The organism is Candidatus Krumholzibacteriia bacterium, assembly GCA_030748535.1.
In the GTDB taxonomy this organism is placed as follows: domain Bacteria; phylum Krumholzibacteriota; class Krumholzibacteriia; order JACNKJ01; family JACNKJ01; genus JASMLU01.
In genome coordinates, this window is sequence record JASMLU010000003.1 from 141,233 (window position 1) to 164,920 (window position 23,688).

At 57.9% G+C, this 23,688-nt stretch carries 26 protein-coding genes; 11 read left to right on the forward strand and 15 right to left on the reverse strand.

The genetic code is table 11. The annotated features are described in order from the left end of the window. The first annotated feature begins 18 nt into the window (after positions 1-18). Positions 19-1,383, forward strand: coding sequence for an HD domain-containing protein (locus QGH30_05865; GenBank protein MDP7021862.1), 1,365 nt, complete (start codon positions 19-21; stop codon positions 1,381-1,383). Positions 1,384-1,404: 21 nt separating this feature from the next. After that, entirely contained in the window at positions 1,405-2,055 is a 651-nt protein-coding gene (locus QGH30_05870) for a hypothetical protein (GenBank protein MDP7021863.1), read from the forward strand. 92 nt (positions 2,056-2,147) lie between these two features. Here the strand turns inward: QGH30_05870 and QGH30_05875 are convergent, their stop codons facing one another. Further along, positions 2,148-2,861: a redoxin domain-containing protein gene (locus tag QGH30_05875; protein MDP7021864.1), complete on the reverse strand. Its 714-nt coding sequence runs from the start codon at positions 2,859-2,861 to the stop codon at positions 2,148-2,150. 57 nt (positions 2,862-2,918) lie between these two features. Next, positions 2,919-3,143, reverse strand: coding sequence for a redoxin domain-containing protein (locus QGH30_05880; protein MDP7021865.1), 225 nt, complete (start codon positions 3,141-3,143; stop codon positions 2,919-2,921). Positions 3,144-3,216: 73 nt separating this feature from the next. On the opposite strand from QGH30_05880, the gene pabB reads away from it, so the two are divergent. Further along, positions 3,217-4,725: an aminodeoxychorismate synthase component I gene (pabB, locus tag QGH30_05885; protein ID MDP7021866.1), complete on the forward strand. Its 1,509-nt coding sequence runs from the start codon at positions 3,217-3,219 to the stop codon at positions 4,723-4,725. Next, positions 4,722-6,062, forward strand: a complete 1,341-nt coding sequence (locus tag QGH30_05890) for a hypothetical protein (protein ID MDP7021867.1) — start codon at positions 4,722-4,724, stop codon at positions 6,060-6,062. Before pabB ends, QGH30_05890 begins: the two co-directional genes overlap by 4 nt. Positions 6,063-6,187: 125 nt before the next feature. Here QGH30_05890 and QGH30_05895 read toward each other — a convergent pair whose 3' ends face one another. The 11 genes from QGH30_05895 to QGH30_05945 form a co-directional block, all read right to left on the reverse strand. After that, positions 6,188-7,861: a sodium:alanine symporter family protein gene (locus QGH30_05895; GenBank protein ID MDP7021868.1), complete on the reverse strand. Its 1,674-nt coding sequence runs from the start codon at positions 7,859-7,861 to the stop codon at positions 6,188-6,190. A 94-nt stretch (positions 7,862-7,955) separates the two neighbouring features. Then, a complete protein-coding gene (locus QGH30_05900; GenBank protein ID MDP7021869.1) occupies positions 7,956-8,513 on the reverse strand; it encodes a hypothetical protein in 558 nt (185 codons plus the stop codon). A 13-nt stretch (positions 8,514-8,526) separates the two neighbouring features. Beyond that, the gene (locus QGH30_05905) at positions 8,527-8,871 is read right to left on the reverse strand and encodes a hypothetical protein (protein ID MDP7021870.1); all 345 of its coding nucleotides are present in this window, start codon (positions 8,869-8,871) and stop codon (positions 8,527-8,529) included. After that, a complete protein-coding gene (locus tag QGH30_05910) occupies positions 8,864-9,430 on the reverse strand; it encodes an RNA polymerase sigma factor (GenBank protein MDP7021871.1) in 567 nt (188 codons plus the stop codon). The genes QGH30_05905 and QGH30_05910 overlap by 8 nt, the downstream gene beginning before the upstream one ends. 72 nt (positions 9,431-9,502) lie before the next feature. Further along, positions 9,503-10,519, reverse strand: a complete 1,017-nt coding sequence (locus tag QGH30_05915) for a DUF1573 domain-containing protein (protein ID MDP7021872.1) — start codon at positions 10,517-10,519, stop codon at positions 9,503-9,505. Positions 10,520-10,673: 154 nt separating this feature from the next. Next, positions 10,674-10,943, reverse strand: coding sequence for a co-chaperone GroES (locus QGH30_05920; GenBank protein ID MDP7021873.1), 270 nt, complete (start codon positions 10,941-10,943; stop codon positions 10,674-10,676). A 22-nt stretch (positions 10,944-10,965) separates the two neighbouring features. Next, positions 10,966-11,211: a glutaredoxin domain-containing protein gene (locus QGH30_05925; GenBank protein ID MDP7021874.1), complete on the reverse strand. Its 246-nt coding sequence runs from the start codon at positions 11,209-11,211 to the stop codon at positions 10,966-10,968. A 55-nt stretch (positions 11,212-11,266) separates the two neighbouring features. Then, positions 11,267-12,382 (reverse strand): glycosyltransferase, encoded by a 1,116-nt coding sequence (locus QGH30_05930; protein ID MDP7021875.1) that lies wholly within the window; start codon positions 12,380-12,382, stop codon positions 11,267-11,269. Then, positions 12,382-13,590: a polysaccharide pyruvyl transferase family protein gene (locus tag QGH30_05935; GenBank protein ID MDP7021876.1), complete on the reverse strand. Its 1,209-nt coding sequence runs from the start codon at positions 13,588-13,590 to the stop codon at positions 12,382-12,384. Before QGH30_05935 ends, QGH30_05930 begins: the two co-directional genes overlap by 1 nt. Beyond that, a complete protein-coding gene (locus QGH30_05940) occupies positions 13,591-14,169 on the reverse strand; it encodes a chalcone isomerase family protein (protein MDP7021877.1) in 579 nt (192 codons plus the stop codon). A gap of 130 nt (positions 14,170-14,299) precedes the next feature. After that, entirely contained in the window at positions 14,300-15,127 is an 828-nt protein-coding gene (locus QGH30_05945) for a hypothetical protein (protein ID MDP7021878.1), read from the reverse strand. A gap of 218 nt (positions 15,128-15,345) precedes the next feature. Between QGH30_05945 and QGH30_05950 the strand changes: the two genes are divergently transcribed. The 4 genes from QGH30_05950 to QGH30_05965 all read left to right on the forward strand — a co-directional run bounded on the left by QGH30_05950 (position 15,346) and on the right by QGH30_05965 (position 19,433). After that, the gene (locus QGH30_05950; GenBank protein MDP7021879.1) at positions 15,346-16,263 is read left to right on the forward strand and encodes a redoxin domain-containing protein; all 918 of its coding nucleotides are present in this window, start codon (positions 15,346-15,348) and stop codon (positions 16,261-16,263) included. A 72-nt stretch (positions 16,264-16,335) separates the two neighbouring features. Continuing rightward, on the forward strand, positions 16,336-16,581 hold the full coding sequence (locus tag QGH30_05955; GenBank protein ID MDP7021880.1) for a hypothetical protein: 246 nt from the start codon (positions 16,336-16,338) through the stop codon (positions 16,579-16,581). Between the two features lie 37 nt (positions 16,582-16,618). Beyond that, positions 16,619-18,526, forward strand: a complete 1,908-nt coding sequence (locus tag QGH30_05960) for an ABC-F family ATP-binding cassette domain-containing protein (GenBank protein ID MDP7021881.1) — start codon at positions 16,619-16,621, stop codon at positions 18,524-18,526. After that, the gene (locus QGH30_05965) at positions 18,519-19,433 is read left to right on the forward strand and encodes a DMT family transporter (protein ID MDP7021882.1); all 915 of its coding nucleotides are present in this window, start codon (positions 18,519-18,521) and stop codon (positions 19,431-19,433) included. The genes QGH30_05960 and QGH30_05965 overlap by 8 nt, the downstream gene beginning before the upstream one ends. Here the strand turns inward: QGH30_05965 and xseB are convergent. Continuing rightward, positions 19,430-19,654, reverse strand: a complete 225-nt coding sequence (xseB, locus tag QGH30_05970) for an exodeoxyribonuclease VII small subunit (protein ID MDP7021883.1) — start codon at positions 19,652-19,654, stop codon at positions 19,430-19,432. The genes QGH30_05965 and xseB overlap by 4 nt on opposite strands. Next, on the reverse strand, positions 19,651-21,108 hold the full coding sequence (gene xseA / locus QGH30_05975; GenBank protein ID MDP7021884.1) for an exodeoxyribonuclease VII large subunit: 1,458 nt from the start codon (positions 21,106-21,108) through the stop codon (positions 19,651-19,653). Before xseA ends, xseB begins: the two co-directional genes overlap by 4 nt. A 21-nt stretch (positions 21,109-21,129) precedes the next feature. Between xseA and gpmI the strand changes: the two genes are divergently transcribed. From gpmI to QGH30_05990, 3 genes are all read left to right on the forward strand, one after another. Next, positions 21,130-22,644, forward strand: coding sequence for a 2,3-bisphosphoglycerate-independent phosphoglycerate mutase (gene gpmI, locus QGH30_05980; GenBank protein ID MDP7021885.1), 1,515 nt, complete (start codon positions 21,130-21,132; stop codon positions 22,642-22,644). Between the two features lie 362 nt (positions 22,645-23,006). Further along, the gene (locus QGH30_05985; protein MDP7021886.1) at positions 23,007-23,321 is read left to right on the forward strand and encodes a hypothetical protein; all 315 of its coding nucleotides are present in this window, start codon (positions 23,007-23,009) and stop codon (positions 23,319-23,321) included. A 154-nt stretch (positions 23,322-23,475) separates the two neighbouring features. After that, a complete protein-coding gene (locus QGH30_05990; protein MDP7021887.1) occupies positions 23,476-23,673 on the forward strand; it encodes a ferredoxin in 198 nt (65 codons plus the stop codon). Positions 23,674-23,688: the final 15 nt, after the last annotated feature.

Below are 23,688 nucleotides of genomic sequence, written 5' to 3' on the forward strand. Positions count from 1 at the left end.
AGCCTTTAGCTTCATCGCATGGCTTCACGAGAAATCTTCCTTCGCGACACGATTCACGGAATTATCACTCTGGACCTTGAGAGCCAGGCTGATCAACTGATCTGGGATCTGGTCAATACGCCGGAGTTTCAGCGCCTGCGGCGCATCAAGCAACTGGGGCTGACGAACCTGGTCTACCAGGGCGGCGAGCACACCCGTTTTGCCCATAGTATCGGTGTCATGTACCTCACCGGTCGCATTCTGGAGCAGCTTTCCAAGAGCGAAGAGATCACCGCCAAGGAAAAACTCTGGACTCGCGTGGCCGCCCTGCTCCACGACCTCGGGCACGGCCCCTTCAGCCATGTCTCTGAAGCTGTCCTCGGGGTGAGCCACGAAGAGTGGACCCGACGCATCATTCTGGATTCCTCCACAGAGGTGAACCGGGTTCTCCGGGAGTTTCATCCGCAGCTTCCGCGCCGGATTATCGATGTCCTGAATCACCGCCTGCAGAAGAAGTTCCTCAGCCGAGTGATCAGCGGACAACTGGATGCAGACCGCCTGGACTACCTGCTTCGCGACAGCACGATGACAGGGGTGAAATACGGGATCTTCGATTTGGAGAGACTGATTCTCGGACTGGAAGCTCTGCGCGATGAAGATCACGATTCGGTGATCATCGGCGCGAAGGGCTTCCATCCCACGGAGGCCTACCTGCTCGCCCGCTATCACATGTACCGGCAGGTGTATTTTCACAAGACGGTCTGGAGCGCTCAGGCCATGTTCATCTCCCTGATTCGCCGGGTTCAGGAGCTTCTCCGCCGGGAGGAGCTGCATTATGCCCCGGATGGTCATCCGGTGATCCGTATTCTGGCAGGAGAGGAAATGGAGCTTACCGATTACCTGCTGCTTGATGACGCAGAACTGAAGGTCTGTATGAAAATCTGGATGCGCGAAAAAGATCCCGTTCTCAGCGACATGGCACGCCGTCTGATTCATCGGGACCTCTACAAGGTTCGCCTCTTCCACGCCCCTGCAAGTGAAACCGAGTTCAAGGAACTGAGGGAAAGGGCCTGGAACCTCATGCGGGAGAAGTACGGCTCTGAGGTGAAGTACCGTTTTCTCTTTGAGGATGCGACGGACATTTTCTATCGCCAGTATGATCCGGGCCAACTGGCCTCGAGCGGGATCATGGTGAGGCAAAGAGACGGGAGCATTCGCGAAATCGACGAAATCAGCCCCAGCATCCAGGCGCTGGAAGCGGTGTATCCCATGCACATGTGGTGTTTCCCGGAAGAGGACCGAGAGACCATGAACGCTGTCCTTCCGGGACAAGAGGACAGCGAAGACGAGGGTGAAGAGAAAGAAGGAACTGGCGGAGGCGAACTCTGGGGTCAGTCCACCTGATTTCCTGTCCCCGAGGACAAAATGATCTTTTCCAGTACAACGAAAATACGACAGCCCGTGGCTCCGGGCATCATCCGGCTCAGCATTCCCGTGCGCGAGCCCTCTTCCCTGGAAGCTCCCGGCGGAGCTCCCCTCTCTCTGACTCTTCGGGAAAAGGAAAACCGGCATGGTATTCTGGCACCTGCCGGGAAGACCCCCTGGGGCTGTCTCTTCTTTGCTCTCTTCGGACTGGCGATTCTGATCGCCGTCGCATCCACGAAACTGGCTCTTCTCTATGTTCTTCTGGCCCTGATCGCCTATTTCTCCGCCTACCGTCATCCACGCCGACAGGCAGGTGAGTTTCTCTCGATTGCCCTGGCCCATCTCGCCACCAGAAAATCCGCAGAGGCCCAAGCCGCCTGTAGCGAGGCCTTCGAACTTCTCCCCGACAATGAGGGTTTGAACTGGATCTTCGCACTAAGCCTCGCCCAGTCTGAACAATGGGACAAGTCTTTGGAACATTTGGACTTATCAAGGTCGAGCTTTGATCGCTATGCGGAATACCACCATCTTCGAGCGGAATTGCTGGAGAAACTGGGAAGAGCCGAAGAAGCGGCGGAGAGCCTGAAAACTCTGGATGAGTTCGAAGTTTTTCCGCTCCGGAAAGAGAATCCGAAAATAAACGGGAACTGAACTTCCCGGGCCGTGTAGAGGGAGTACTGAATCGAGCAACCCTCCTTGGCTTGAGACGTGAAGCGGGCGGGCCGGATTTCCGGCCCGCTTTTTCAATCAGCCAATTCGTCCAGTTTTGCGAGAATCTCTCTTGCCGGAAGCAGGGACTCCTGCGTTTTCAGAACCTCGCTCCAGAGCACCCGCCCCTTTTCGTCCAGCAGAAAAACGGCCTTTTTGTGCGCACGCTCAGCTCCTCCGACGAAGAGCCCCCAGCGGCGAGCCACCGCTCCGTTCATGTCCGAGAGAAGATGGCTGTCGTTAAAACCAAACTCCTTGGCAAAAGCCCGGTGCGTGTAGGGGTTGTCCCGGTTGATGGCGAGAACCACGGTGTCGCGTTTTTCGAATTCCCCGCGCTGAGACGCATAGTCGAGAAGCAGTTCGCTGCAGGCAAGAGAGTAGTCATGCTGGTAAAACAGCAGAACCACGCGCCGGCCCCGAAAGTCCTGAAGAGCTACCGGATTCATATGGCTTTCCATGACTTCGAAATCGGGGGCCTCTTCTCCGGGTGCCGGAATCTCTCCTGTCGGCATTTCCTCTTCCTCCGGGATCGGGCCGTCCCAGGGTGCGGGCTCCGGGGGAGGATCGCCGAGAATGCTGTCCAGGTTTGAAAGAATCCAGACGAGATCAAAACCGGAGGGCTTCAGGGTGATGTCATGGGAGTAGCGAATCCGGTTTTCTTCATCGAGAAGGAAGAAGGCGCGTTTGTTTACTCGTTGTGTTCCGGAGGGAATGTAGGTCCCCCACTCGCAAGCCACGCGATTGTCCATGTCCGAAAGCAGGGTGAAATGCTCCAGATTGAGAGCCTTGGCAAAACCCTGACTGGCTCAGGGGCTTTCCCGGCTGATCGCCAGAAAATGCTGAAACCCTGCTTTTTTCAGATCCGCGCCCAGTGCATCAACACCGGGGATCTTGTTCCCGCAATAAAAGGAAAAGGCTGTGGGAAAGAAGAGAATGGCCTTCGGGCCCGACAGATCATAGAGCCTGCTGCGCTGATGGGTCTGGTTGATGAGATTGAAGTCCGGGGCAATGTGTCCAACGGGCAGGATCATGGCCCTCCCTTGGCCTGAGACGGAGCGAAAGTAGGACGAGAATGCCCATCCGTCAACGAGGAGCCTTGAGCTTGTGACCCTGCTCGCGTATTCTGATGACATGAACGGGCATAACAGGATCTTCTCCTCTCTGTGCAAACTCCCCCTTTCCGGGCTTCCCGATCTAGAGAGCCTGGCTCTGTCCTGGAGTGGTCAAGGACTCTCCCTGCTGGAAAGCGGCGGAGAGCACAATGAACGAAGTCGCTGGACTTTGCTGGCCCACAGCCCCTTTGCCCGTTTTCAAAGCCTGAACAAGAGAAACCGTTTTGAGTTTCGCGGAGAACGGGAAGAGTGGAATGAAGCGCCTCTTTTGGCACTTCGGAAAGTTCTTTCCCGCTTTCCCGCTCCGGATCCTGAACCGGGAGTTCCCTTTCCCGGAGGAGCGATCGGTGTTTTCTCCTATGAACTGGGCCGGGAGCTTCTTCCCCTGAAGGCAGCAAGTCAGGAGTGCCTGGAACTGCCGGAGATTTCCCTTCAGTTTTACGAACGGTTTCTCCTGCTGGATCACCGGGAGGGTCTTGGTTTTGCCCTGGGATACGGTCTTGGAGACAGCCCGGAGTCTGCCGGGAAAAAGGCGGAGGAACTGGCCCAGTCCCTTCGCGATGAGATCCCTTCGGAACAGCAAGCAGAACCTGTTCACAAAAGATCCGGCGAGAGCCTCGAAGTCAGAACAAGTCTGAACGGGGAGTCCTACCGGGCGGCCGTTGCCCGATGCAGGGAAGAGATTCTCGATGGCAACGCCTATGAGCTTTGCCTGACCACCCGCTTTGAAACTAGCTTCGAAGGCCGACCGGTGGATCTTTTTCTCGAAATGCGAAAAAGCAATCCCGCTCCCTTTTCCTCCTATCTGGAACTGCCGGAAGCCACGCTCTGCTCCTCGAGTCCGGAGCGTTTTCTTTCTGTGAGTCCGGAGGGTCGTGTGGAAGCCCGTCCGATCAAGGGAACACGAGCTCGCGGGGCAAGCCCCCGGGAAGACCGTGCCCTGAAGGACGACTTACGGGGAAGCGAGAAAGACCGTTCCGAAAACATCATGATCGTCGATCTTCTTAGGAATGACCTTTCCCGGGTCTGTCAGACGGGAAGCATTCATGTCCCGGAACTCTGCGCCCTGGAAACCTATGCCTCCGTTCACCAGATGGTCTCCACGATTGCCGGACAACTTCCCGACGGGCGTGACCGGCTGGATCTTCTCGCCTCCGCCTTCCCCGGTGGCTCCATGACAGGGGCCCCGAAAATCGCCGCCATGCAGATTCTCGGGGAACTGGAGCCCTGCGAACGAGGTTTCTATTCCGGTGCCATCGGATACCTGAGTTTCGATGGCGGGATGGACCTGAACATCGTCATCCGGACCGTTCAGATTCTCGGAAAGCGCGCCCTGGTCGGGGCAGGTGGAGCCGTGGTCTACGACAGTGACCCGGAGTCGGAGTGGAAAGAGGCTCTTCAAAAAGCAAAGAGGCCGCTGGAAGCCTTGGCCCATGCCCAGGGCAAGGAAGCCTTTCACTTCGTAAAGGCCTCAGGAAAGCAGCGAGGAGAGGGAAGATGAAAACAGGAACCCGGTTCATTCTGCTCCCGCTTCTGCTGATGGTCTCCTCTTCCTTCGCGGAACCCGACCTGCGTCTTTCCTTCCTTCACTCCCTTGCCAGCCCTCCGCGGAACTTTCCGGAAGTCCTTCCCTCGGTCGAAGATGAGTCTTCTTCCTCGCTTCATATGGCCATCGGTGAAAGTGAGGCTCTCCAGCTTCTGATCGAGGCCGGGGAAACCCTGAAAGATCTCCGCCTGACAGCAGGGGTGCTGCTCAGCGAAGAAGGGGACTCTCTCCCTGCAAACTGCCTGTCTCTCTTCGTCGTTGATCGTGACGAGTCTCTCCGCCCGGTCTCCCGACAGACCCTGAAGTACGGAAACATCTTGCGACTATGGCTGGAGGCGAAGATTCCCCATGGCAGCTGGCCCGGTTACTACGAAAGCGAAATCACGATTCACAGTCGGCACGGCCAAAAGAGCTTCACCCTGGCCCTGGAGCTTCTGGATTATGAAATCGAAAGTGCCCCTCTTCGGATTCTGGACAGGGGAAGAGCGCCTTCCCTCGAAGAACTGATTCTCAATGGAGAAGAAGGAGAGCGTGCGCGAGCCACGCATCTTCCCCCCGGCGACATCCCCAGCCTGAACCCCCGGGCCGCCGCCGTCTCTGCCCGCCTGCTTCCTCTTTGTGCCTGGTTCTCCTGGCTCTCGGAATTGATTGTCGATTTACCGGAAGCTAATACCCTGCTCGCCCGCCGCTTTCAGGACGGCCTGGAGGATCTTGGTCTTTTGTCGGCTTTGGAGCATTCCCGAAGTCCCCTCTCGCGACCCCTGGCCCGGAGTCTGGATTGCGATGCGGCGCGGGGGCGAAGCCTTCCTTCTCCGGGCTGGCTGCTTCAATGGCGCAGGGCGGCACTGGATCTCCTGTCCGGAGATGATCGATACGCGGAGGACTTTCTGAGGCGAAGGCGGGAAGCGTTTTCGGGAGAGTTTCATTCCCTTCTGGAGGAGGAAGCGGTTTCCCGGGGCTGGAAGGGTGGGGTTCGTGAGACCGATGGAGTCCTGACGCTGGATTCCAGTGCCACTTTTCGGCCGGAGCTTCGGGACTGGAGGCTCTTTGAGCAGATCGAAATTACAGTGGAAGCGATCAAGGGGGCCACAGAGCTTGATCTGGTGCTGGAAAGCAAGGCCCGGCGTGGCGGGGAATGGCGCTGGAAGATCCGGCTTCTGGACAAGGAAGAGCGAGTGATTCTTCTGCGACTACCCCGCGAGACCCTGGATCTGGGTAATATGCGCGGTCTCCGTCTGGAAAAAGCAAAGGATGGAAAGCCGGTGATCCTCTGGGACATCGGGCTGCGTTGAGGGGATGCCCCCGGGGGTCGTGATTAAAATCGATACTATCGTAGAATTATCACGATTATTCTACGATGCGAGGGGACCGGTCGTGGTACCCGCGAGAACCTTCCTCTCGCAGCTCATGTAAAAAATCACCCTGTCCGTTTTTGCTCGCGACTGAAGTACTCGCGGGTCATTTCAAGCACCAAAGGACTCAGGAAGATCAGGCCCACCAGGTTGGGAAAGGCCATCAGTCCGTTCGTGATGTCGGCAATCGTCCACATCACTTCCACCTTCATGGCCGCACCGAGGGGAATCAGGAGAATGTAGATCCAGCGGTAGACCCGGATCCCCTTGCTTCCAAAGAGATACTCCACGCTGCGATCACCGTAATAGCTCCAGCCGATAATCGTCGAAAAGACAAAGAGCAGGATGCCGGAGGTTACGATCCATCCTCCGAATCCCGGAAGTCCCATTTCGAAGGCTGTTTTCGAGAGAATCGTGCTGGTGAGGCCCAGACCCGTGCCGGGGTCTGTCAGGGTCCAGGCGCCGGTGGTCAAAATCACCAGGGCCGTCATCGTGCAAATCAGGAGCGTATCGACGAAGGGTCCGATCATGGCGACGAGCCCCTCGCGCACCGGCTCCCGGGTCTTTGCCGCCGCATGGGCGATGGGCGCACTTCCCAGACCAGACTCATTACTGAAAACACCCCGGGCGACCCCTTTCTGAATTGCCAGCGATACCGCTGCACCCGCAAATCCTCCGGCGGCGGCCGTCGGGTGGAAGGCGTGGTAGAAAATCAGTTCGAAGGCGCCGGGGATGGCAGAGGCATTCTTGATCAGGATCGCCATTGCACCGATCACATAGATTATGGTCATGGCCGGCGTGAGTTTCCCGGTAAAACGGCCGATGCGCTTGATTCCCCCGATGATCACAAGACCGGCCAGAAGGGCCAGAATAATCCCGGTCAGACTCTTGGGAACCCCGAGATCCTCGTACAGCGGCAGGGCCAGACTGTTCGCCTGGATCATGTTTCCGATTCCAAAACTCGCAATGGCGGCAAAGAGAGCAAAGAGCACGGCCAGCCATTTCTGGAAGTGAAGAGCGCGGAGAAGGGGATCGAAGCGCGGCGCAAGGGGCGCACTCCAGGATCGAAGCAGACGCAGAGCGATAAACCAGATCAAAAGAAGCCCCGAGAATGCCATCAGTTGCAACAGGGCGCGAAGGGGTGCGCTCATGCTCTCGCTTCCCACCTGCCAGGACAGGAGAAAGGCGCCCACCAGGGCTGCCAGCGTGGACAGGGAGGAAAACCAGCGACGCCCCAGGCCATGTTCCAGGTAGTACATCGGCCCGCCCGAGGCGGATCCGTCTTCGTGAACAATCCGAAAGCGCATTCCCAGCGTGCAACTGGCAAACTTGATCCCGCTTCCCAAAAACCCGGTGACCCACATCCAGAAGACCGCTCCCGGGCCTCCGGCAGCAATGGCCGTAGCTACTCCGGCGATGTTCCCCGTTCCGATCGTTGCCGAAAGCGCCGTGGCCAGAGCCTGAAAGTGGCTGATGTCGCCTTCATCGTCGGGATTGTCGTACTTCCCGCGAACCAGGTCGATGGCGTGTCGCAGTTTGCGAAGTTGGATAAATCGGTTGCGGAGGGCAAAATAGAGACCCGTGGCAACCAGCAGAAAGACCAGGAAGTTGCCCCAGACCCAGGAATCCAGACGGCTCAGGAAGCTGTCCAGAGCCGGGGAGGGTGTGACCCAGGCCTCCATGGATGAAAAGAGCTGGTCAAGGCTTGAGAACAGACGCTGAATGAAGTTCCCTTCCACGAAAACCCCTTTCCCTGGAATTGTGGAGGGAGCCTAGCGGGACAGGGCGGAAGTGAGAAGAAAAAACCCCTCCCGAAGGAGGGGGCAGGGAAGGCTACCAGCCTCCGGGATGAGGGACTCCGGGTCCACCGGGGCGTCCGGGCCCGCGCTCTGCGCCCGGCTTTCCCGCTCTGCGGCCGCGACGGCCTCTCTCGCGCTTGTCCATGACCTTCTTCAGGTGCTTCTGAAATTTCCGCTCAAAAAGAATGAAGCGGGCCTTCTGCTCCTCATCGAAGAGTTGGAAGATCTCGTCCCGAAGACCTTGCTGTTCCAGAAAAAACTCCGCACGGGAGGCATGAATGGATTCTGCCAGATCGGCCGCCTTGCCGGTCTTTCCATCCTCGAGCAGCTTCTTGAGCTCCTTGACCGCCTTGCCGGTTTCCTCGCGGTGTTCCTCCGATTTTCGCGCGATCTCCGCATAACGCGGATAGATCCTGGCGGTCTGTTCTTCATTCAGTGCCAGTTCCTCGGTCAGGCGATAGAGGCGGAAGGCGTCCACCATTTCGCGGGGCTTCTCGTGTCCACGCCATTTCTCCGGCTTCCGGTCCCGGGGGCGGGCCATGCCGGAGCTGGCAATCAGGAGAATCAACAAACACAGGATCCACTTTTTCATCATTCCTCCAGGTTCAGAAGTCTAAGGTTTCCAGTTCCTCACCGAGAGAGAGAAGGTCCTTGGAGCTCCAGTCTCCCTCCCAGTTGATTTCGGTATATTCGGTGAGTTCCCCGTCCCAGTTTGCTAGAGAGGTCAGGAAGCTCTCTTCATCGAGAAGCAGAATGTCCGGCTCGGCGGGGGGCCAGGCGAGAAGCAGAAACAGCAGAACGGGTGCCAATAGCCAGGCACGCCGTGGCCAGCGGAAACGCGAGCCGCTGGAGGCATTGCGAACAGCCTCCTCGATGTCTGCGGCGGCCCGGTCGCCCAAGCGGGGTTCCCGATCTTCCAGCATTGATTTCCAGTCTACAGGCTTAGTCATCGTTCCAACCTCGTTTGCGAATCTCCTCTTCCAGTCGAAGCCGTGTGCGAGAAACGATGCTGCGCACGGAGGCTTCAGAACAGGACAGGAGTTCTGCGATTTCTGCGTAGGGGCGGTCATCCAGAACACGAAGGGAGAAGGCCACTCGTGAGCGCGAGGACTCCCTGCGAAGAAGTTCCTCCAGGCGTTCGCGGCGTTGTCGATGTTCCGCTCCCCGGGAGGAAACTTCAGCGACGGGCTGCTCTCCTGATTCCGCAAAGGGAATCCAGCGCAAAAGCGACTTCCGCCTCAGGTGGTTCAGGGCCAATCGAACGGCGATGCGGCGAAGCCAGCCGACAGGATCCCCTTCTCCGCGAAAACTGTGAAGGCGGGAGAGCGCTCGCAGATAGGTGTCCTGAAGCAGGTCTTCTGCTTCACTTTCGTTGCGCAGGATTCGAAGGAGCGTGGCGTAGAGGGTGTCCCGGCTTCTATGAACCCAAAGCTCGAAGGGCTCGCCCGCGAGAGTTCTCTCTCGCTCGCTACTTCGAAGATCGGGTTTTGTCAAAGCCAACTCTCTCATAAAATAAAACTCCCCTGTCCTCTTCTGAAAGCAGGACAGGGGGGCCATGGTTTTCGTGGCAGGGTTCCAAGCTTATTTACCTCGAGTGAGACCCAAGAGAACCACCCGATAGGGAATCAGGATTTCCTTCTGGCTTACTGCATCTGTCTGGACCTGGATCGTGCCCTGCAGCCAGCGCTCACCCTCGGGCAAGTCCTCGGCCAGCCATGCTTTCAGGCGGTACACGCTTCCCTCTTCCAGAATTTCCAGTTCCAGCTCCAGTCGTCCCTCCTGATCCTCGAAGTCGATGATCTGGAATGGTCGTTTGGGGCTTCCCCGCAGGACGATCTCTTCGGGAGGAAGGTCGTCGATCTCGGGAGATTCCAGCTTGAAGGTGACCTGCGCGGGATTGATCTCAATGTCTCCGCTTACCATGCCAGTGATTCGCAGCCGGGCCCGGTCCGGGTTTTCCAGGGTTCCGAAAACCGTGAGCGTCTCGTTCGCTCGCCCGGCAGGAATCTCCTCACCCGCCGTAACTTCGATTTCGTACTTCCCCGGCGCCAGTTCTTTCAGAACGCGCGCCGACAGCCAGGGAGCGGAGCATTTGATCTCCCGAATCTTCGCCTCTTCGGGATAGTAGGTGATCAGCTTCGCGGTCTTTCGGTGGACTTCTCCCTGCTTCATTTTGCCAAAGCTCAGGGTTTTCTTTTCAAAACCGAAATCGGGAATGATGTAGGAAATCAGGGTCGCCCGAAGCAAGGGGTTCTTCGGGTCATTGGACTTGATCTTGATTTTCTTGACGGTTCTACCGGAACGGCCTTCCGGATTCAGGGTCACGGTGATTTCGCCTTCCCCGCCCGGGGGAACAGGCTCCGTCGATGCGACGGCAGCCGTGCAACCTCAGGTTCCCTTCGCTTCGTGGATCACGAGTGGCGCATCGCCGTGGTTCTCGAAGCGAAAGACATGGCTTACGCGCGGACTTTGCGGAATCTCGCCCAAGTCGAACTCGGCTTCGGGGATCACCAGGATCGGTACGCCTTCGCCCTCCTCGGCCAGGAGGGGACTCGAAAGAAAGGCCGCCAGGATCGGAATGCAGAACAGAAACTTCATGAATCACTCCTTGATTGACGGAATCTAGGGCGAAAACCGGAGAGAGTCAACGCGGGGATCTTCGATGGCTGGCTGCCAGAGTCTGGTTCCGGATACAAAAAAACCCGGACCATGGGGTCCGGGCCGAAGATTTACACACACATCTTTCGGTGAATTACTCCACCACCGCCAGGATGTCGCCACGGGAGACGATCAACATCTCCTGGTCGGCCACCTTGATCTCGTCGCCACTGTACTTGGCGAAGAGAACCTGGTTCCCTTCCTTGACCACTTCCTGAAGTTCTTCGTCGGTACCGACGGCCACAATCCGGCCGATCCGGGGACGCTCTTTCGCAGTGTCGGGGATGATGATCCCGCCGCTACTGGTCTGCTCTTCCTCGAGAACCTCGAGCAAAACTCTGTCATCAAGAGGCTTGATATTCATGAGGGCTCCTTTGCTTTTCCGGCTAGTGAAGACCTAAAAGCCGGTTGATCTTGGCAGTGTCAAATCCCACAACGGGGCGATTGTTGATCATGATTACGGGGACTCCCCGCTGGCCACTCCGTCTCTCCATGTCCCAGACTGCGCTCAGGTCGCGGGAGACATCTATTTCCTTGAAGCGAACTCCTTTTTCCTTCAGATAAGACTTCGCTTTCCTGCAGAAACTGCAGGTGGGAGTGCTGAAGATAATCACTCTTTTTGCTGATTCCATAGTGTTTCCTGTTTTTTTGCCCCAAAGGGCGTCATTGCTGTTGTTCGACAGGAAACTAGAAATCGTCCAAAGCACGGTCAAGGGGTTCAAGAAGCCTTTCCCAGCTTTTCTTTCGGGCCTTCCTCCGCAGGGCCTCGGGGTCTCTTGCCTGCTTCAGGACCTCCTTAATTGCCCCGGCAAACTCCTCGGCATTCTTCGCAGTTCGAACTCCCCCGGACTGGATTTCATGGGAAAAGGGAGTCGCAACGACAGCAAGCCCGGCCGCAGAGTATTCATGAAGCTTCACCGGATCCACCGCCCGGGTCAGCGGGATGCACTGAAAAGGAATGATGGCAAGATCGGAGTGGCCCAACCAGGCCGGTAGTTCCAGGTAGGGCTTGGCTCCCTGAAAGTGAATGTTCTCCGGTGCCTGCTTTTTCCTCTTCTCCAGGGCGGGGCGAAGGGGACCCACGATCACAAAGGACATCTCGGGAATCAGCCTGGCCGTTTCATAGAGCAGGTCGAAGTCAAACCACTCGGCCACGCTTCCCGTGTAGATCACGCGAGGCACGGGAATTGCAGTCAGGGCGAGAGGCTCTGGCAGTTTCCAGGACTCGGCAAAGCGCTCCCACTCGACACCGTTTCCGATGCGAAGAATCGGGTCGCCACCTGCGAGCCGGATCTGTGCCTCCAGTTCCTCGCTTGTGCAAACCACAAAGGAGGCATCGCGAATCATCTCCTGGAAATCCCGCCGCAGGGAAGTGGACACTCTTCCAAACTGAAGAACATCGTCCATGTGGTCATAAGCATGGGGCGTTCCCGGAAAGTGCTTTCGAAGTCCCTGCATTTCCGGGTGCCCGAAAAGAAAGACGGGCAGATTCAGGTGCCGGCTCTTGAGGGCACGCCGAAGACGACGAGCCTGGACTCTTTCCAGGAGAAAGCGAAGGGGAGGGAGGCTTCCCGCCAGAAAGGCCATCGCACGAATCAGGGGGTTCTTGGCATTGAAGGGAAAGACGGGGAGCGTGAGAAAGTCCAGATTCTCAATCGCATCCGGGGCTTCCGAAGAAGACAGGGTCTTCGGCTCCACGAACAGAACCTGCCGGTCCTGGGCCAGGAAGCGGCACATGTGCTGGGGGCGCTGGTAAAGCCCTCTCCAGGGAATGGGCGAAAAGTAAACCACGGGGCGCGGCATCAGGAATCTCCGCGACGGACAGAATCGGGAAAGCTGACTTCCAGGAATTCCCCAAGTTTGCGGTGCATGTCCTGCGCGCGCACGGACAATTGCGCGGCGGCAATGCGAATCTCCCGGGGGCCGTCCTCTCCCCCCCGCTTCCTGGCATCCCGAAGTCGTGACACCAGGGCATCCATGGCCTCGACTTGTCCGAATTCATCGGGAAGAAGCAGTGAGTCCTGAAGACCCAGCATTTCCATAAAGGCCTCCACTTTCCGATCGTAGGGCAGGGCGCCGAAAGGGGTTCCCGCAAGCGAGGCGAAAATCAGGGCGTGGAGACGCATTCCCAGTAGAAATTCACAGGCTCCCATCAGGGCAATGATGTTCTCGACAGACTCTCCCTCGCCCACGAGATGGATTCTCTGGTGAAGCTCATCGGGGAGGGTCAAAAGAAGTGCCTGAAGAACCGCGATGTCGTCGCGATCCGTATCTCCGGGTTTTCCTCCCGTTTTCAGGGCAAAGAAGAGCAGGCTGGCGTCCTCGTCTTCCAGTAGCCGGGAAATCAGGCGCGAGAAGAGTCCCGCCGAGAGCCTTCCCCGCCAGTCACGGGCCGACAGGCCGATGCAGCGCCGACCCGCCAGGCCCCGGGCCTCCTGTATGGCTCGTGACTGCTCCTTCTCTGCAGGTGGATAGAGAAAGGCCGGATCTGCGCCGAGCAAAATGTCCGACTCCGGAATCCCACAACGAAGCAGCTCTTCCTGTCCGTCATAATCCCGCACGGAAAGAAACGCGGCACGGCGGGCAACCGAACTCAGGAGACGGCGAGCCCTGCGACCCTCGATATTCAGGATGCCGGGCGCATAGAAGGCCAGTTTCCTGCGGGCAAAAAGAGCCAGCCGGGGAAGCCGGAGCCAGTAGGCCAGATTTCCCCGTCCCTTTCCCCAGAGCAGGCCACCACCCCCAAGAATAAAAAGGTCGCAACGGAGGGCGGCAAAGAGCAGGGAAAGGGGGCGCTTCCGAAAGGAAGAGCGCAGGACGCGCACCCGCTTAAAACCCTCCGGGAAATCCACGCGAAGGCGCGAGGACAAGCGGTCCTCATCACGACAGAGAATCGTGTAGCGGCTTTCCCGGGTTTTCGATTCCAGAAAACGGAGAAGTTGCAGGAGGATCGCATGATCCCCCCGGTTCCCCGTGCCATAGGAACCCAGAATACTGATTCGAAGAGACATCTAGAGCGCCAGCAAGCCCTTCTTCAGTTCCTCGCCCACCGGATCTGCGCCGAACCAGGTGGCCCAGAGGGCGGCAATCAAGTCCATGTCCGTGACCAGACCCAGGCTCTTTCCACCCTGATAAGCTTCCAGTCCGCGTCCCGGCAGATACTCCAGCACGATGCTCTCATGCTTCTGGACCTTACCCGTGAACATGGCGCAGAAAGCCTCCAGTGCCTCGTCGTGGCCATCGAGACTCTTGTGAACCCCGTCGCGGAAGCCACCGGCGATTTTGGCGCCCCCGACCTTGCGGAGAAAGTACATGTCGATGCGCTTCGCGAAGTCCCCATGAATGGCGTCTGCGGCCCGGTCTTCTCCCAATTCCTGTCCTCTGGCAATGTAGAAACAGGCGGCATAGACCTTGATGATCGACTTCTTGCGAAGGCCCGTGCCCAGGGCGTCCAGCTGCACCGCGCTGTCTCCCTCTCCCAGTTCAATGCTGGCGGGAAACCCGGTTTTGGAATGCGGCTCGGTGACCGTGGCTCCCAGGGCCACACCCGTCAGAAGAAGCAGGGCTGCCATCCAGATTGCGTGTTTCATCTTTCCTCCTGGAATAAAGTCACCGAATCCTAGCCCTCCTGCTCCACTGATTCAATCCCGATCTCCGTCATAGACAAAGAAAGAGCGGGCCCCGAAGAACCCGCTCTTGCGCCTGTTGCGAATCGTAAAACTAGTAAATCGACTTCAGAAGACTCCAGCTACTGCTGTCGGCCGCAGTTTCATCCCGGTGGGCCGTGATGTAGAAGTTGAAGGAACCGCTAAAGGTCATATCGAGACCATAGCCGGGGCCCCCGAAGGCCAGGACGGTATTGTCCAGATCCACCAGGCTGGAAAGGTCCACGCTGCGAAGGAAGTCCGTCGGCATTCCGGGGAAGTTCTCGCTGATCCAGACGGAAAGCTCCTCGCCAATGGCGGTCTCGGTTTCCCCGAGCCAGGTCATGGAGCGCAGGAGATCCAGATAGGCCAGATGGGTTCCCCCGACGCCATAGACGATCGTCTCGATATCGTTGCTGCCGTCAAGATCCTGGTCAAAGGCCCAGGCTCCCACCAGTGCGTCGGGGTTCAGGGGGAAGGCATCGTCAGCCGTCGGCGAATTGCCAACGAAGATTCCATAGCCTTCATAATAGTCGTAACCCATATCCGCCCAGCTGATCTGCGTAGTGATTTCGGCCAGCTGGTAAATCGTCAATCCGAAATTGTCGATGATAAAGCGGGTGGGATTCTGGTTCATGACCATCGCATCGATCACGAGAAAGGGATCGATGAACCAGTCAAAGGGACCGTCCTCCACAGGGGGATAGTCCAGATTCAGCATATAGCTGCTCTGACCGGAAATAAAGTCAGCGTAGGTAACCCGGTCGGGGAAGATCCCGTTCGGGTCCGCATCGTAGCTACCGGAGATAACTCCGGCCAGGCTACTCGTGTAGGTGACGGCTCCGGCGCTTCCGAAGGCCAGGCACAGGACGAGCATGGCGAAAATCGTTGTGGACAGGCGCATATTGTTCTCCCTTTGTCGGTACCCGATTGAGATTTCACAAGATGAAACGAACCGACGCGTCAATTCTAGCGTATCGGCGAGGGGAAATCAAGGGCGCGATCTTTCATTATGCTTTTTCTTGCAAACAGATATGTTCCATTTTTGAGAAGTGGGACCCCCTTTCTTCCTTGATTTCGTCCCATGCTAGGCTATCCTCTCCGCAAGAAACAGGAGGTCCCTTGAAGCAGATTCCCTGGATTTTCATGATTCTGTCCCTCTTTCTGCTCGGCTGCGGGCAAAAAAACGGGGAAACGGAATCCAGTCAAAGACTTAGAGAGATATTCCAGCAGGAAGACCGTGTTCTCCGGATCGCCTACCTGCAGACCTGGCTCGCGGATTTCCCGGAGGCGGAAAACCGGCCGAAGGCCTACCGGGAGATCTGGGATCTCTGGGAGGCCGGCGGAGAGGGAGCGCAGTATCTGGCTTGGGCTCGCGGTGAATTGCGTTATGAGAGAAATCCGGAAAGTCGGGCGACCCTGAGAGAGTTGCTCTTTTTCAGCGCATTGGAGAACGGGCGCATGGAAGAGGCCCTTCGACAGGCCCGCCTTCTTCTGGAATCCGGCCTGCAAAGCGCCCGCCCCTTGAACCGGGTGGCCTGGGCACTGGTGGCGGACCCGGGTCTGGATCCCGAACTGGGTTGCAAGCTGGCGGAACAGGGCACTCAGGGCGCCGGTGCCGGATACGAGAAGGCCAGCATTCTGGATACAGCGGGCTGGGGCTACTTCCGGACAGGAGATCTGGACAAGGCGAAAGAGAGGCTGGAAGAAGCTCTGGAGGAAATGGCGGTTCCCGACCCGGAGATTTCCGAACATCTGGAAAAAGTCTATGAGCGTCAGGGGGATTCACCGGCGATCCTGAAACTCCTGGGGCGCCTCCTTCAGAGTAGCCTTCAGCCGGAACTGGAATCCCGAGCCCGAGCGCTTCTGGAAGAACTGGGGATGAAGGAGGAGGCCTGGTTCGAGGAAGTCCACTCCCTTCGACGAGCCAAGGCAAAACCGGCACCGAATTTCCAGTTGGAGGATCTCAATGGAAAGGTCCATCACCTTGCGGATTACCGGGGAAAGGTGGTGCTCCTCAATTTCTGGCATCCCACCTGACCGGCCTGCCTTGCGGAGTTTTCGCAAATCAGGAAACTGCAGATCGATCACCCGGACTGGTTGGTTATCTCCGTGGACAGCAGCAACCGCCCCACTCTGGTTCGGGGAATGTCGCAGAAGGAGGGCTACGACTGGGTCCTTCTCAATGACGATCAAGAGGTGGGCGGGAATCTCTTCGGGGTTCAGGGAGTCCCGATGAACTTCTACATCGACCGCAAGGGGAAAATCCAGTTTGCGACCCGCGGTTTTCAGGAAGGCGATGAAGTGGCGATGAAAGCCATGATTCGTCAACTCCTCCGCGGAGGGGAGACGGGCTGACAATCGCCGAAGTGCTTGTTACCTTCCTCGCATGCCCTTGATTAATCTCAGCGGAGTCTCTTTCGACTATGGACGCCTCCCGATTCTCCGGGAGGTGGGCTTCTCTCTGGAACCCGGAGAGCGAGCCGCCGTTGTGGGTAGGAACGGCGCCGGCAAGACCACGCTCTTTCGCATTCTACAGGGAGACCTTCGCCCCGACCGGGGAGATCGGGCTCATTCCAGAAGGCTGAAGATCGCCTGGCTTCGGCAGGACATGTCGCTCGATGAGGGAGACGAGCTGTTTCTCGCCGTGCGCAAAAGCCAGACCGAGCTCATTGCGGCAGAACGGGAACTGGAAGATGTTCTGGAAACCCTCGCCACGGAGACCGAAGGCCCCCTTCACGACCGGCTCCTTCTGAGACAGGGAGAATTGCACACTATTCTCGACTCACTGGAGGGCTGGAGCCTGGACACGAGGCTCGCGTCGATATTGACGGGGCTGGGTTTCTCCACGGGAGATTTCACGCGACCCCTGCATCAGTTTTCCGGCGGTGAGCGAAGGGTGGCCGCTCTGGCTTCGGTCCTCCTGAGCCGCGCCGACCTGCTGCTCCTCGATGAACCTACAAACCACCTGGATCTCTCTTCCATTGAGTGGCTGGAGGATTATCTCTCCCGGGAAAAGAGTGCCATGCTCATGGTCAGTCACGACCGGAGTTTCCTGGATCGCTTGAGCCAAAGCACCTGGCATCTGCGCGATGCACGCCTTCATCGCTATCCCGGGAATTACACGAAGTTCGTCAAGTTGCGAAAAGAGCGGGAGCGGCTGGAGTTGAAGGCCTTTGACAGGCAGCAGGGAGAAATCGCAAGGCTGGAAGACTACATTCGCCGGAACATCGCTGGCCAGAAAACGAAACAGGCCCAGAGCCGAAGGAAGCAACTCGAAAAGATCGAGCGACTCGAAAAGCCGGGCAACGAGTACACGCTGAAACTTCGCCTTGTCCCCGAGAAGCGTGGGGGAAACACAGTTCTCGATGCCCAGAATGTCAGCAAGTCCTTCGGCTCGAAGACCCTCTTTCGCAATCTCAACCTACACATCCAGCGCGGCGAGAAGATTGGCCTGGTCGGTCCAAACGGCGCGGGCAAATCCACGCTCCTTTCCATTCTGCTCGGCAAGATGGATCCCGATGAGGGCCAGACACGGCCCGGCAAGGACATTGATCCCGGTTTCTTCGACCAGCACCTGGACCAGGTCGATGATGCGAACAGCGTGGAGGAAGAGTTCCGCAGCCTGAACCCGGAGATGGGCGAAGGGGAACTTCGCGGGCAACTGGCTCGCTTCGGTTTTTTCGATGACGATCTGGACAAGAATGTGGGGCAGTTGTCCGGAGGGGAGCGCAACCGCCTAAGCCTGCTAAAGCTGGTCTATCGACGCCACAATCTTCTGGTGCTCGACGAGCCGACCAATCATCTGGACATCCCGGCCACCGAGTCGCTGGAAGAGGCTCTTCTCGCCTATGAGGGAACCCTGATCGTGATCAGCCATGACCGGAGTTTTCTTGCGAACATTGCTGACCGTGTCGTGGAGATTCAGGGAGGAATCGTCACGGACTATCCGGGAAACTGGGAAGAGTTCTGTCTTCACAAGGAGAAGCCGAAAGCTCGAAGCGAAGAGCCGGAACAGCCCCCACCCCCTCCAAAGCCGAAGGCTCCCCGAACCCGCTGGAGCAAGAACCGTATTCAGAAGCGTCGCCAGGAACTGATCAAACTGGAGGCCAGCCTTGCTGAAGCGATCGGCGACAAGGAAGCTCTGGAATCTCAACTGGCGGAGACCTCTTCCCTGAAGGAGGAGAAGATCCGCGACCTGGCCTGGAAGCACGGGGAGATTCTGGAGACGATCGTAAGGCGGGAAGCGCGCTGGGAAAAATGGGCCTCCGAGTTGGAAGAACGCGGAGAGACCGATGGATAAGACCCGCAACTCCCCCTGGGTTCATGTAGCTCTCGTCTTCACCGCGCTGGTCTGGGGAGCTTCCTACCCGGCCCTGAAGTGGGTGCTTGCCTGGCTTACGGCCATGGAAGTGGCTCTATTACGCTTTTGGCTAATCCTGCCGATCCTGATCGCCATCGTGCTGCTTCATCGAAAAGAGGTGTTGGAACAGGCCCGACGCTTTCCTGTTCGCATTCTACTGATGGCCTTCTTTGGAGTCGCCGGCTACCACCTGCCACTGAATTACGGGACAAAGATCCTGGCCGAGAACCCGGAGAACGCCCGGTCGGCGGCGATGATTGCCTCAATCCTGGTGGGAACTCTTCCGGCTTGGACGGGCCTTTTTGCGAGGGTCTTGCGAGTGGAAACCCTCTCGGCAAGACAATGGTTGGGGCAGGGGATTGCCTTGATCGGGGTCAGCCTGATCATCACCCGGGGAGGATTATTGAATCTGGAAATCAACCATGGAGCCGCGCTGGTCTTGCTGGCACCCATGGCATGGGGAATCAACTCTGTCGTGTCCCGCCCCCTCTTCCTGCAGGTGCGAAGCAGCCTTCCGGTCACAGCCTTTTGTCTGATTGTGGGAATCTTCTTTCTGAGCTTCGTGCCACTGCCGGGGCTGGGCGAGCACCTGGCGGCAATGCCTGCGAGTGCCTGGGTCGCTCTCGTCTTTCTGGCCCTCTTTTCCACCCTGATCGGTTACATCATCTGGGCCATGGGAGTGAAGCGCCTGGGTGCGAACCGGAGCTCGCTCTACATCTACTTGATCCCCTTCTTCGGATTGCTGATGAGTGTTCTTCTTCTTGATGAACGCCTGGGGCTGGCCCCCCTACTCGGGGGCCTTCTGGTTCTTCCGGGTGTCATGATGGCGCGAAGGGCAAAGAGCTAGGGCTCTTCTTCCGGGATTTCCTCCAGCACTTTTTCCACTTCCAGTTCTGCGGCGACAAGTTGCTGTCGGCAGTGCTTGAGCAGGGCGCTGGCGCGTTTCACGCTGAGGGCCAGTTCTTCCAACTCAGCCTCGCCACTCTCCAGCGCTTCCAGAATCGTGTCGAGTTCTTCCCGGGCTTCTTCAAACTTCATTTCATCAAGGGAACTGGTTTCCTTGCTCATGAGTCTCCTTCCTTGCGAGTCTCCCTGATTTCACTGAGGAGGCTGCCGTCGGCGAGTCTTGTGGTCATGCTGCTTCCCGGATCGATCTCTCCAGCCGAGCGAAGGAGACGACCGGATTCATCATAGCTCATACTGAAGCCGCGCTGCAGGATTTGCTTCGGGTCGAGCAGGTTCAGGCGACCTTCGAGATTTTCCTGGTCCAGGAGCAGGGCGCGGATGCTTCGGCTTGCAGAGCGTTTCAGACGAGCAGCAAGAAGGTTCAATGCTTCCCGGTGAGCGCGCTGCCCGCCTGGCCGACAAAGCCTTCGAAGCCGGGCCGCATTCCTTGACAAGGCGATCCGAGGGAGGTGAACTGCCTTTTGGCTGCTGCTCCTAAGCGAAAGGGAAAGTCGGGTGAGTTGCTCGCTTTCCCGTAAAAGTCGAAACCGGGCTGCCTCGACAATGCGAGCGCCCTTTTCTTCCACTCCCCGAAGAACATGTTCCACCCTGTCCACCAGGAAGGCCGCCACCGCTGTCGGGGTTTTCAGGGATCGGTGAGCAACCTCGTCGGCAATACTCCGGTCAATCTCGTGCCCGATTCCGCTCAGAACCGGCAAGGGAGAGTGGGCAATGGCCCGGGCCACGCCTTCCCGGTCGAAGGCGGCCAGATCCCCCCGGCTTCCGCCGCCGCGAATCAGCACCAGAACATCCACCGGGTCTTCTTCCCGTCCAAAGGCCTCGATTGCCGCCACAATGCCCGGCTCCGCTCCCTCTCCCTGCACGCGCGCGTCGCGGGCACGGATACGGAAAGCCAAGCCACTTTGCTCGATTTCCTTGAGGAAGTCGTGCCAGGCGGCACTCTCCAGACTGGTGATCAGGCCGATTTTCAGGGGAAGCTCCGGAAGGTCCAGGAGGGAATTTTTCTCCAGCAGACCCTCTTCGCGAAGTTTGCGGAGAACACGATCGCGGTCCAGCTTCTGCGCTCCCAGGCTGGCCTCCAGATCAATGTCCTCGACGATCAGGGAGAGGCTCCCGCCCGGCACATAATAATCCGGGCGAACCCGAAAGAAAACCTCCTGGCCGTCCAGCGAGGGGCCCAGTTCCTTAATGGCATGAAGCAGGGAGTTTCTTTTTCCGCGCCAGAGGATCATGCGCACCTGAGCGAGGATCTCTGTCTCGTCCTCGCGCTCCTGCAGGTCGAAGTAGACATGGCCCTGGCGGGCGTAGCTGCGATCAAAGCCGGAAACAAAACCCTGAATGCGAAAGGTTCCGAAACTTTTGAGCAGGCTCTTCACCTGCTCATTGAACTTCGAAACTGTCCAGGCGGGGGAAGCCTCCCCTGGCTCAGTAGGATCCTCCGCTTTGAAAATGTCCAGCTGCTCTTCCACTGTTCCTCCGCGGGGAAAAAGGGCGTTTCGCAGCACCCCGTCAAGACGGCTGCTTGCCAGCCTCGCACAGCAAGGACTATACTCCATTTTCTCTGCCGAAAGGAAGATGTGAGTTCCCTCAAGCATCCCGCTTCTCTTTTGATTCTCGATGGCTTCAGTCTGGGCGAAGCCTCCGACTTCAACGCCGTGCATCAGGCGAAGACCCCCCATCTGGACGCCCTCTTCGAGCGTTTTCCCTGGACCTGGCTGAAAAGCTGCGGGCGCGCCGTCGGGCTTCCCGAAGGGCTGATGGGAAATTCCGAAGTGGGTCACCTGAACATGGGAGCGGGGCGGATTGTCGACCAGGATGTCACCCGCATCGACAAGGCTATTAGCAGGGGCGAACTGGGGGGCAATCCCGTGTACCGTGACCTGCTCGATCATGTCGAATCGAAGGGAAGCACCCTGCACCTGCTCGGGCTTCTCTCTGATGGCGGGGTTCACAGCGCCTTTCGGCATATTGAAGCACTCATCGACCTTGCCCTTTCACGCAACATCCCGGTCCGCCTGCACGCCTTTCTCGACGGGCGCGACTGCCCGCCCCGCTCAGGGGCCGACTACCTCCGCCGGATCCGCGAGCAAAGAGGGGATTTCGCCATTTCCACGGTGGGCGGACGCTTCTGGGGAATGGATCGAGACAAGCGCTGGAATCGGGTGGAAAAACATTGGCGCTGCATTGTGGAGTCTGAAGGCCCCCGTGCAGACGACCCGGTGAGTGCCGTCGAAGCCTCCTACCGCAAGGACATCACCGACGAGTTCATGGAGCCGGTCTGCATTGAGGGGGTAAGTTGCCCCCTGCAAGACGGAGACGCGGTCTTCTTTTTCAATTTCCGGGCAGACCGGGGGCGGGAGATGAGCCACGCCCTCACAGAAAAGGACTTCGAGGGCTTTCAGCGAAGCCGTTTTCCCGAACTCCGCTTTGCCAGCATGACCGAGTACGATCGCACACTGCAAAAACCCCACGCCTTTGCCCCGCTTCCCCTCGAGGGGCTCTTTGCGGATGTCCTCGCCGAAGAGGGGCTGAAGAACCTCCGCTTGGCCGAAACCGAGAAGTACGCCCATGTCACCTTCTTCTTTAATGGAGGAGTGGAGCAGCCCTGGGACGGCGAAGACCGGATTCTGGTGCCCTCACCCGCCGTCAGGACCTACGACCTGCAGCCGGAAATGAGTCTTCCGGAGCTGACAGGGGGGTTTCTGAAAGCGCTACAGTCAAAGGAACATGACGCCCATGTTGTAAACATTGCCAACTGTGATATGGTCGGACACACGGGCAATCTCAAAGCTGCGATTGCGGCGGTGGAGGCCGTGGACCGGGCCATCGGGCAGATCCGGGAGGCGGTCTTTGACACGGGGGGATTTCTGCTTCTCTGTGCGGATCACGGCAATGTGGAGGAAATGTGGGACGGGGAGTCCGACAGTCCACACACCCGTCACAGCCTTTCTGATGTTCCCTTACTGCTGGCCGATCCCCGGAGTACAGGATCTCTTTCTCCCGGAATTCTCGCCGATATAATCCCCACCCTGCTCTCTCACGCAGGGCTTCACGCCTCCAGCCATATGAGCGGCAAGGATTTGCGCCGTTGAGCGGGCTTTTCATAATACCGTAATCCAGGTTACAGACCCTGCTCCGGCTTTCGTTTATGATTATCGAAACAAGCAGGGGAACGGCATTTTTGATTCCCCACTCTGGACAAGAGAAAGGGAAGCTGTTAGGATACATCCAGCGAAAGCGAAACATATAGAGCGTTAAGCTGCTCGTTCAGCGGACATTTAGAGCCCTCTCAAACCCACTCCTCAATGCCAGGTGTTTTGAAGGTTTTTTAATCCCTGATCGGGCAGTTTTTTTGCACACTTTTCTTGCATCAACATTCTGTTTTTACTATGTTCGAATCATCCTCTCCAAAGGGGGTTCTTTTTCAATTACATGTATCAAGGATGGGGTGCATATGAACTCGAAAGATTTGGGGAAGTCCCTTGAGGGACTGATCCTTGAAGTAAGTGAGAGAACAGCAAAGGCCGCCGTTCGGGAAATGCCGACCGCCGAAGATCTGAAACCGCTCGAAGAGCGGATCAGGAACATCGAGGCGACTCTCGGCCATATCCTGAAGAAGTCCGGTGGAAACCCCATGCGTAAATCCAACCGTGGACGCAAGCCGGGGCCGGTCCGCATCTGTAGCGATGAAAGCTGCACGCGGCCCGTCGTTGCCCGGGGTATGTGCAGCATGCACTACCAGCGTTGGCGGTCTACGGACGAGGACTAGCTGTTTTTTTCTGACCACGAAACCCGGGAGCCTGCGCTTCCGGGTTTTTTGTGTCGGGAACTCTCATGGCTTGTGCGCTCTGGGGCGGCTTTGTATCATAGCCCCTGCAGGCGCGATTAACGCGACCCGAATGGACACCGCAAGGAGTGTGAGCATGGGAATCACGAAGGTCTGGATCGATGAGGGCTGCACGGTTTGCAACCTCTGCGAAGATACGGCACCCGATGTTTTCGAGGTGACCGACGACACTTGCATCATCAAGGAAGGTGCAGATCTCGCCGCGAATGAGGATGAAATCCGCGAGTCCGTAGAGGCCTGTCCTGTTGAGGTCATCATCATCGAAGAAGACTAGCCTTTTTTCCGGACT

Coding starts and splice junctions, on each gene's coding strand:
- QGH30_05905 (MDP7021870.1), bottom strand. CDS start 8,871: ATGACTAAGCCTGTAGACTGGAAATCAATGCTGGAAGATCGGGAACCC.
- QGH30_05965 (MDP7021882.1), top strand. CDS start 18,519: ATGGATAAGACCCGCAACTCCCCCTGGGTTCATGTAGCTCTCGTCTTC.
- QGH30_05880 (MDP7021865.1), bottom strand. CDS start 3,143: ATGATCCTGCCCGTTGGACACATTGCCCCGGACTTCAATCTCATCAAC.
- QGH30_05920 (MDP7021873.1), bottom strand. CDS start 10,943: ATGAATATCAAGCCTCTTGATGACAGAGTTTTGCTCGAGGTTCTCGAG.
- xseA (MDP7021884.1), bottom strand. CDS start 21,108: ATGGAGTATAGTCCTTGCTGTGCGAGGCTGGCAAGCAGCCGTCTTGAC.
- QGH30_05985 (MDP7021886.1), top strand. CDS start 23,007: ATGAACTCGAAAGATTTGGGGAAGTCCCTTGAGGGACTGATCCTTGAA.
- QGH30_05940 (MDP7021877.1), bottom strand. CDS start 14,169: ATGAAACACGCAATCTGGATGGCAGCCCTGCTTCTTCTGACGGGTGTG.
- QGH30_05935 (MDP7021876.1), bottom strand. CDS start 13,590: ATGTCTCTTCGAATCAGTATTCTGGGTTCCTATGGCACGGGGAACCGG.
- QGH30_05900 (MDP7021869.1), bottom strand. CDS start 8,513: ATGAAAAAGTGGATCCTGTGTTTGTTGATTCTCCTGATTGCCAGCTCC.
- QGH30_05930 (MDP7021875.1), bottom strand. CDS start 12,382: ATGCCGCGCCCCGTGGTTTACTTTTCGCCCATTCCCTGGAGAGGGCTT.
- QGH30_05910 (MDP7021871.1), bottom strand. CDS start 9,430: ATGAGAGAGTTGGCTTTGACAAAACCCGATCTTCGAAGTAGCGAGCGA.
- QGH30_05875 (MDP7021864.1), bottom strand. CDS start 2,861: ATGGACAATCGCGTGGCTTGCGAGTGGGGGACCTACATTCCCTCCGGA.
- QGH30_05890 (MDP7021867.1), top strand. CDS start 4,722: ATGAAAACAGGAACCCGGTTCATTCTGCTCCCGCTTCTGCTGATGGTC.
- QGH30_05925 (MDP7021874.1), bottom strand. CDS start 11,211: ATGGAATCAGCAAAAAGAGTGATTATCTTCAGCACTCCCACCTGCAGT.
- QGH30_05990 (MDP7021887.1), top strand. CDS start 23,476: ATGGGAATCACGAAGGTCTGGATCGATGAGGGCTGCACGGTTTGCAAC.
- xseB (MDP7021883.1), bottom strand. CDS start 19,654: ATGAGCAAGGAAACCAGTTCCCTTGATGAAATGAAGTTTGAAGAAGCC.
- QGH30_05865 (MDP7021862.1), top strand. CDS start 19: ATGGCTTCACGAGAAATCTTCCTTCGCGACACGATTCACGGAATTATC.
- QGH30_05870 (MDP7021863.1), top strand. CDS start 1,405: ATGATCTTTTCCAGTACAACGAAAATACGACAGCCCGTGGCTCCGGGC.
- QGH30_05945 (MDP7021878.1), bottom strand. CDS start 15,127: ATGCGCCTGTCCACAACGATTTTCGCCATGCTCGTCCTGTGCCTGGCC.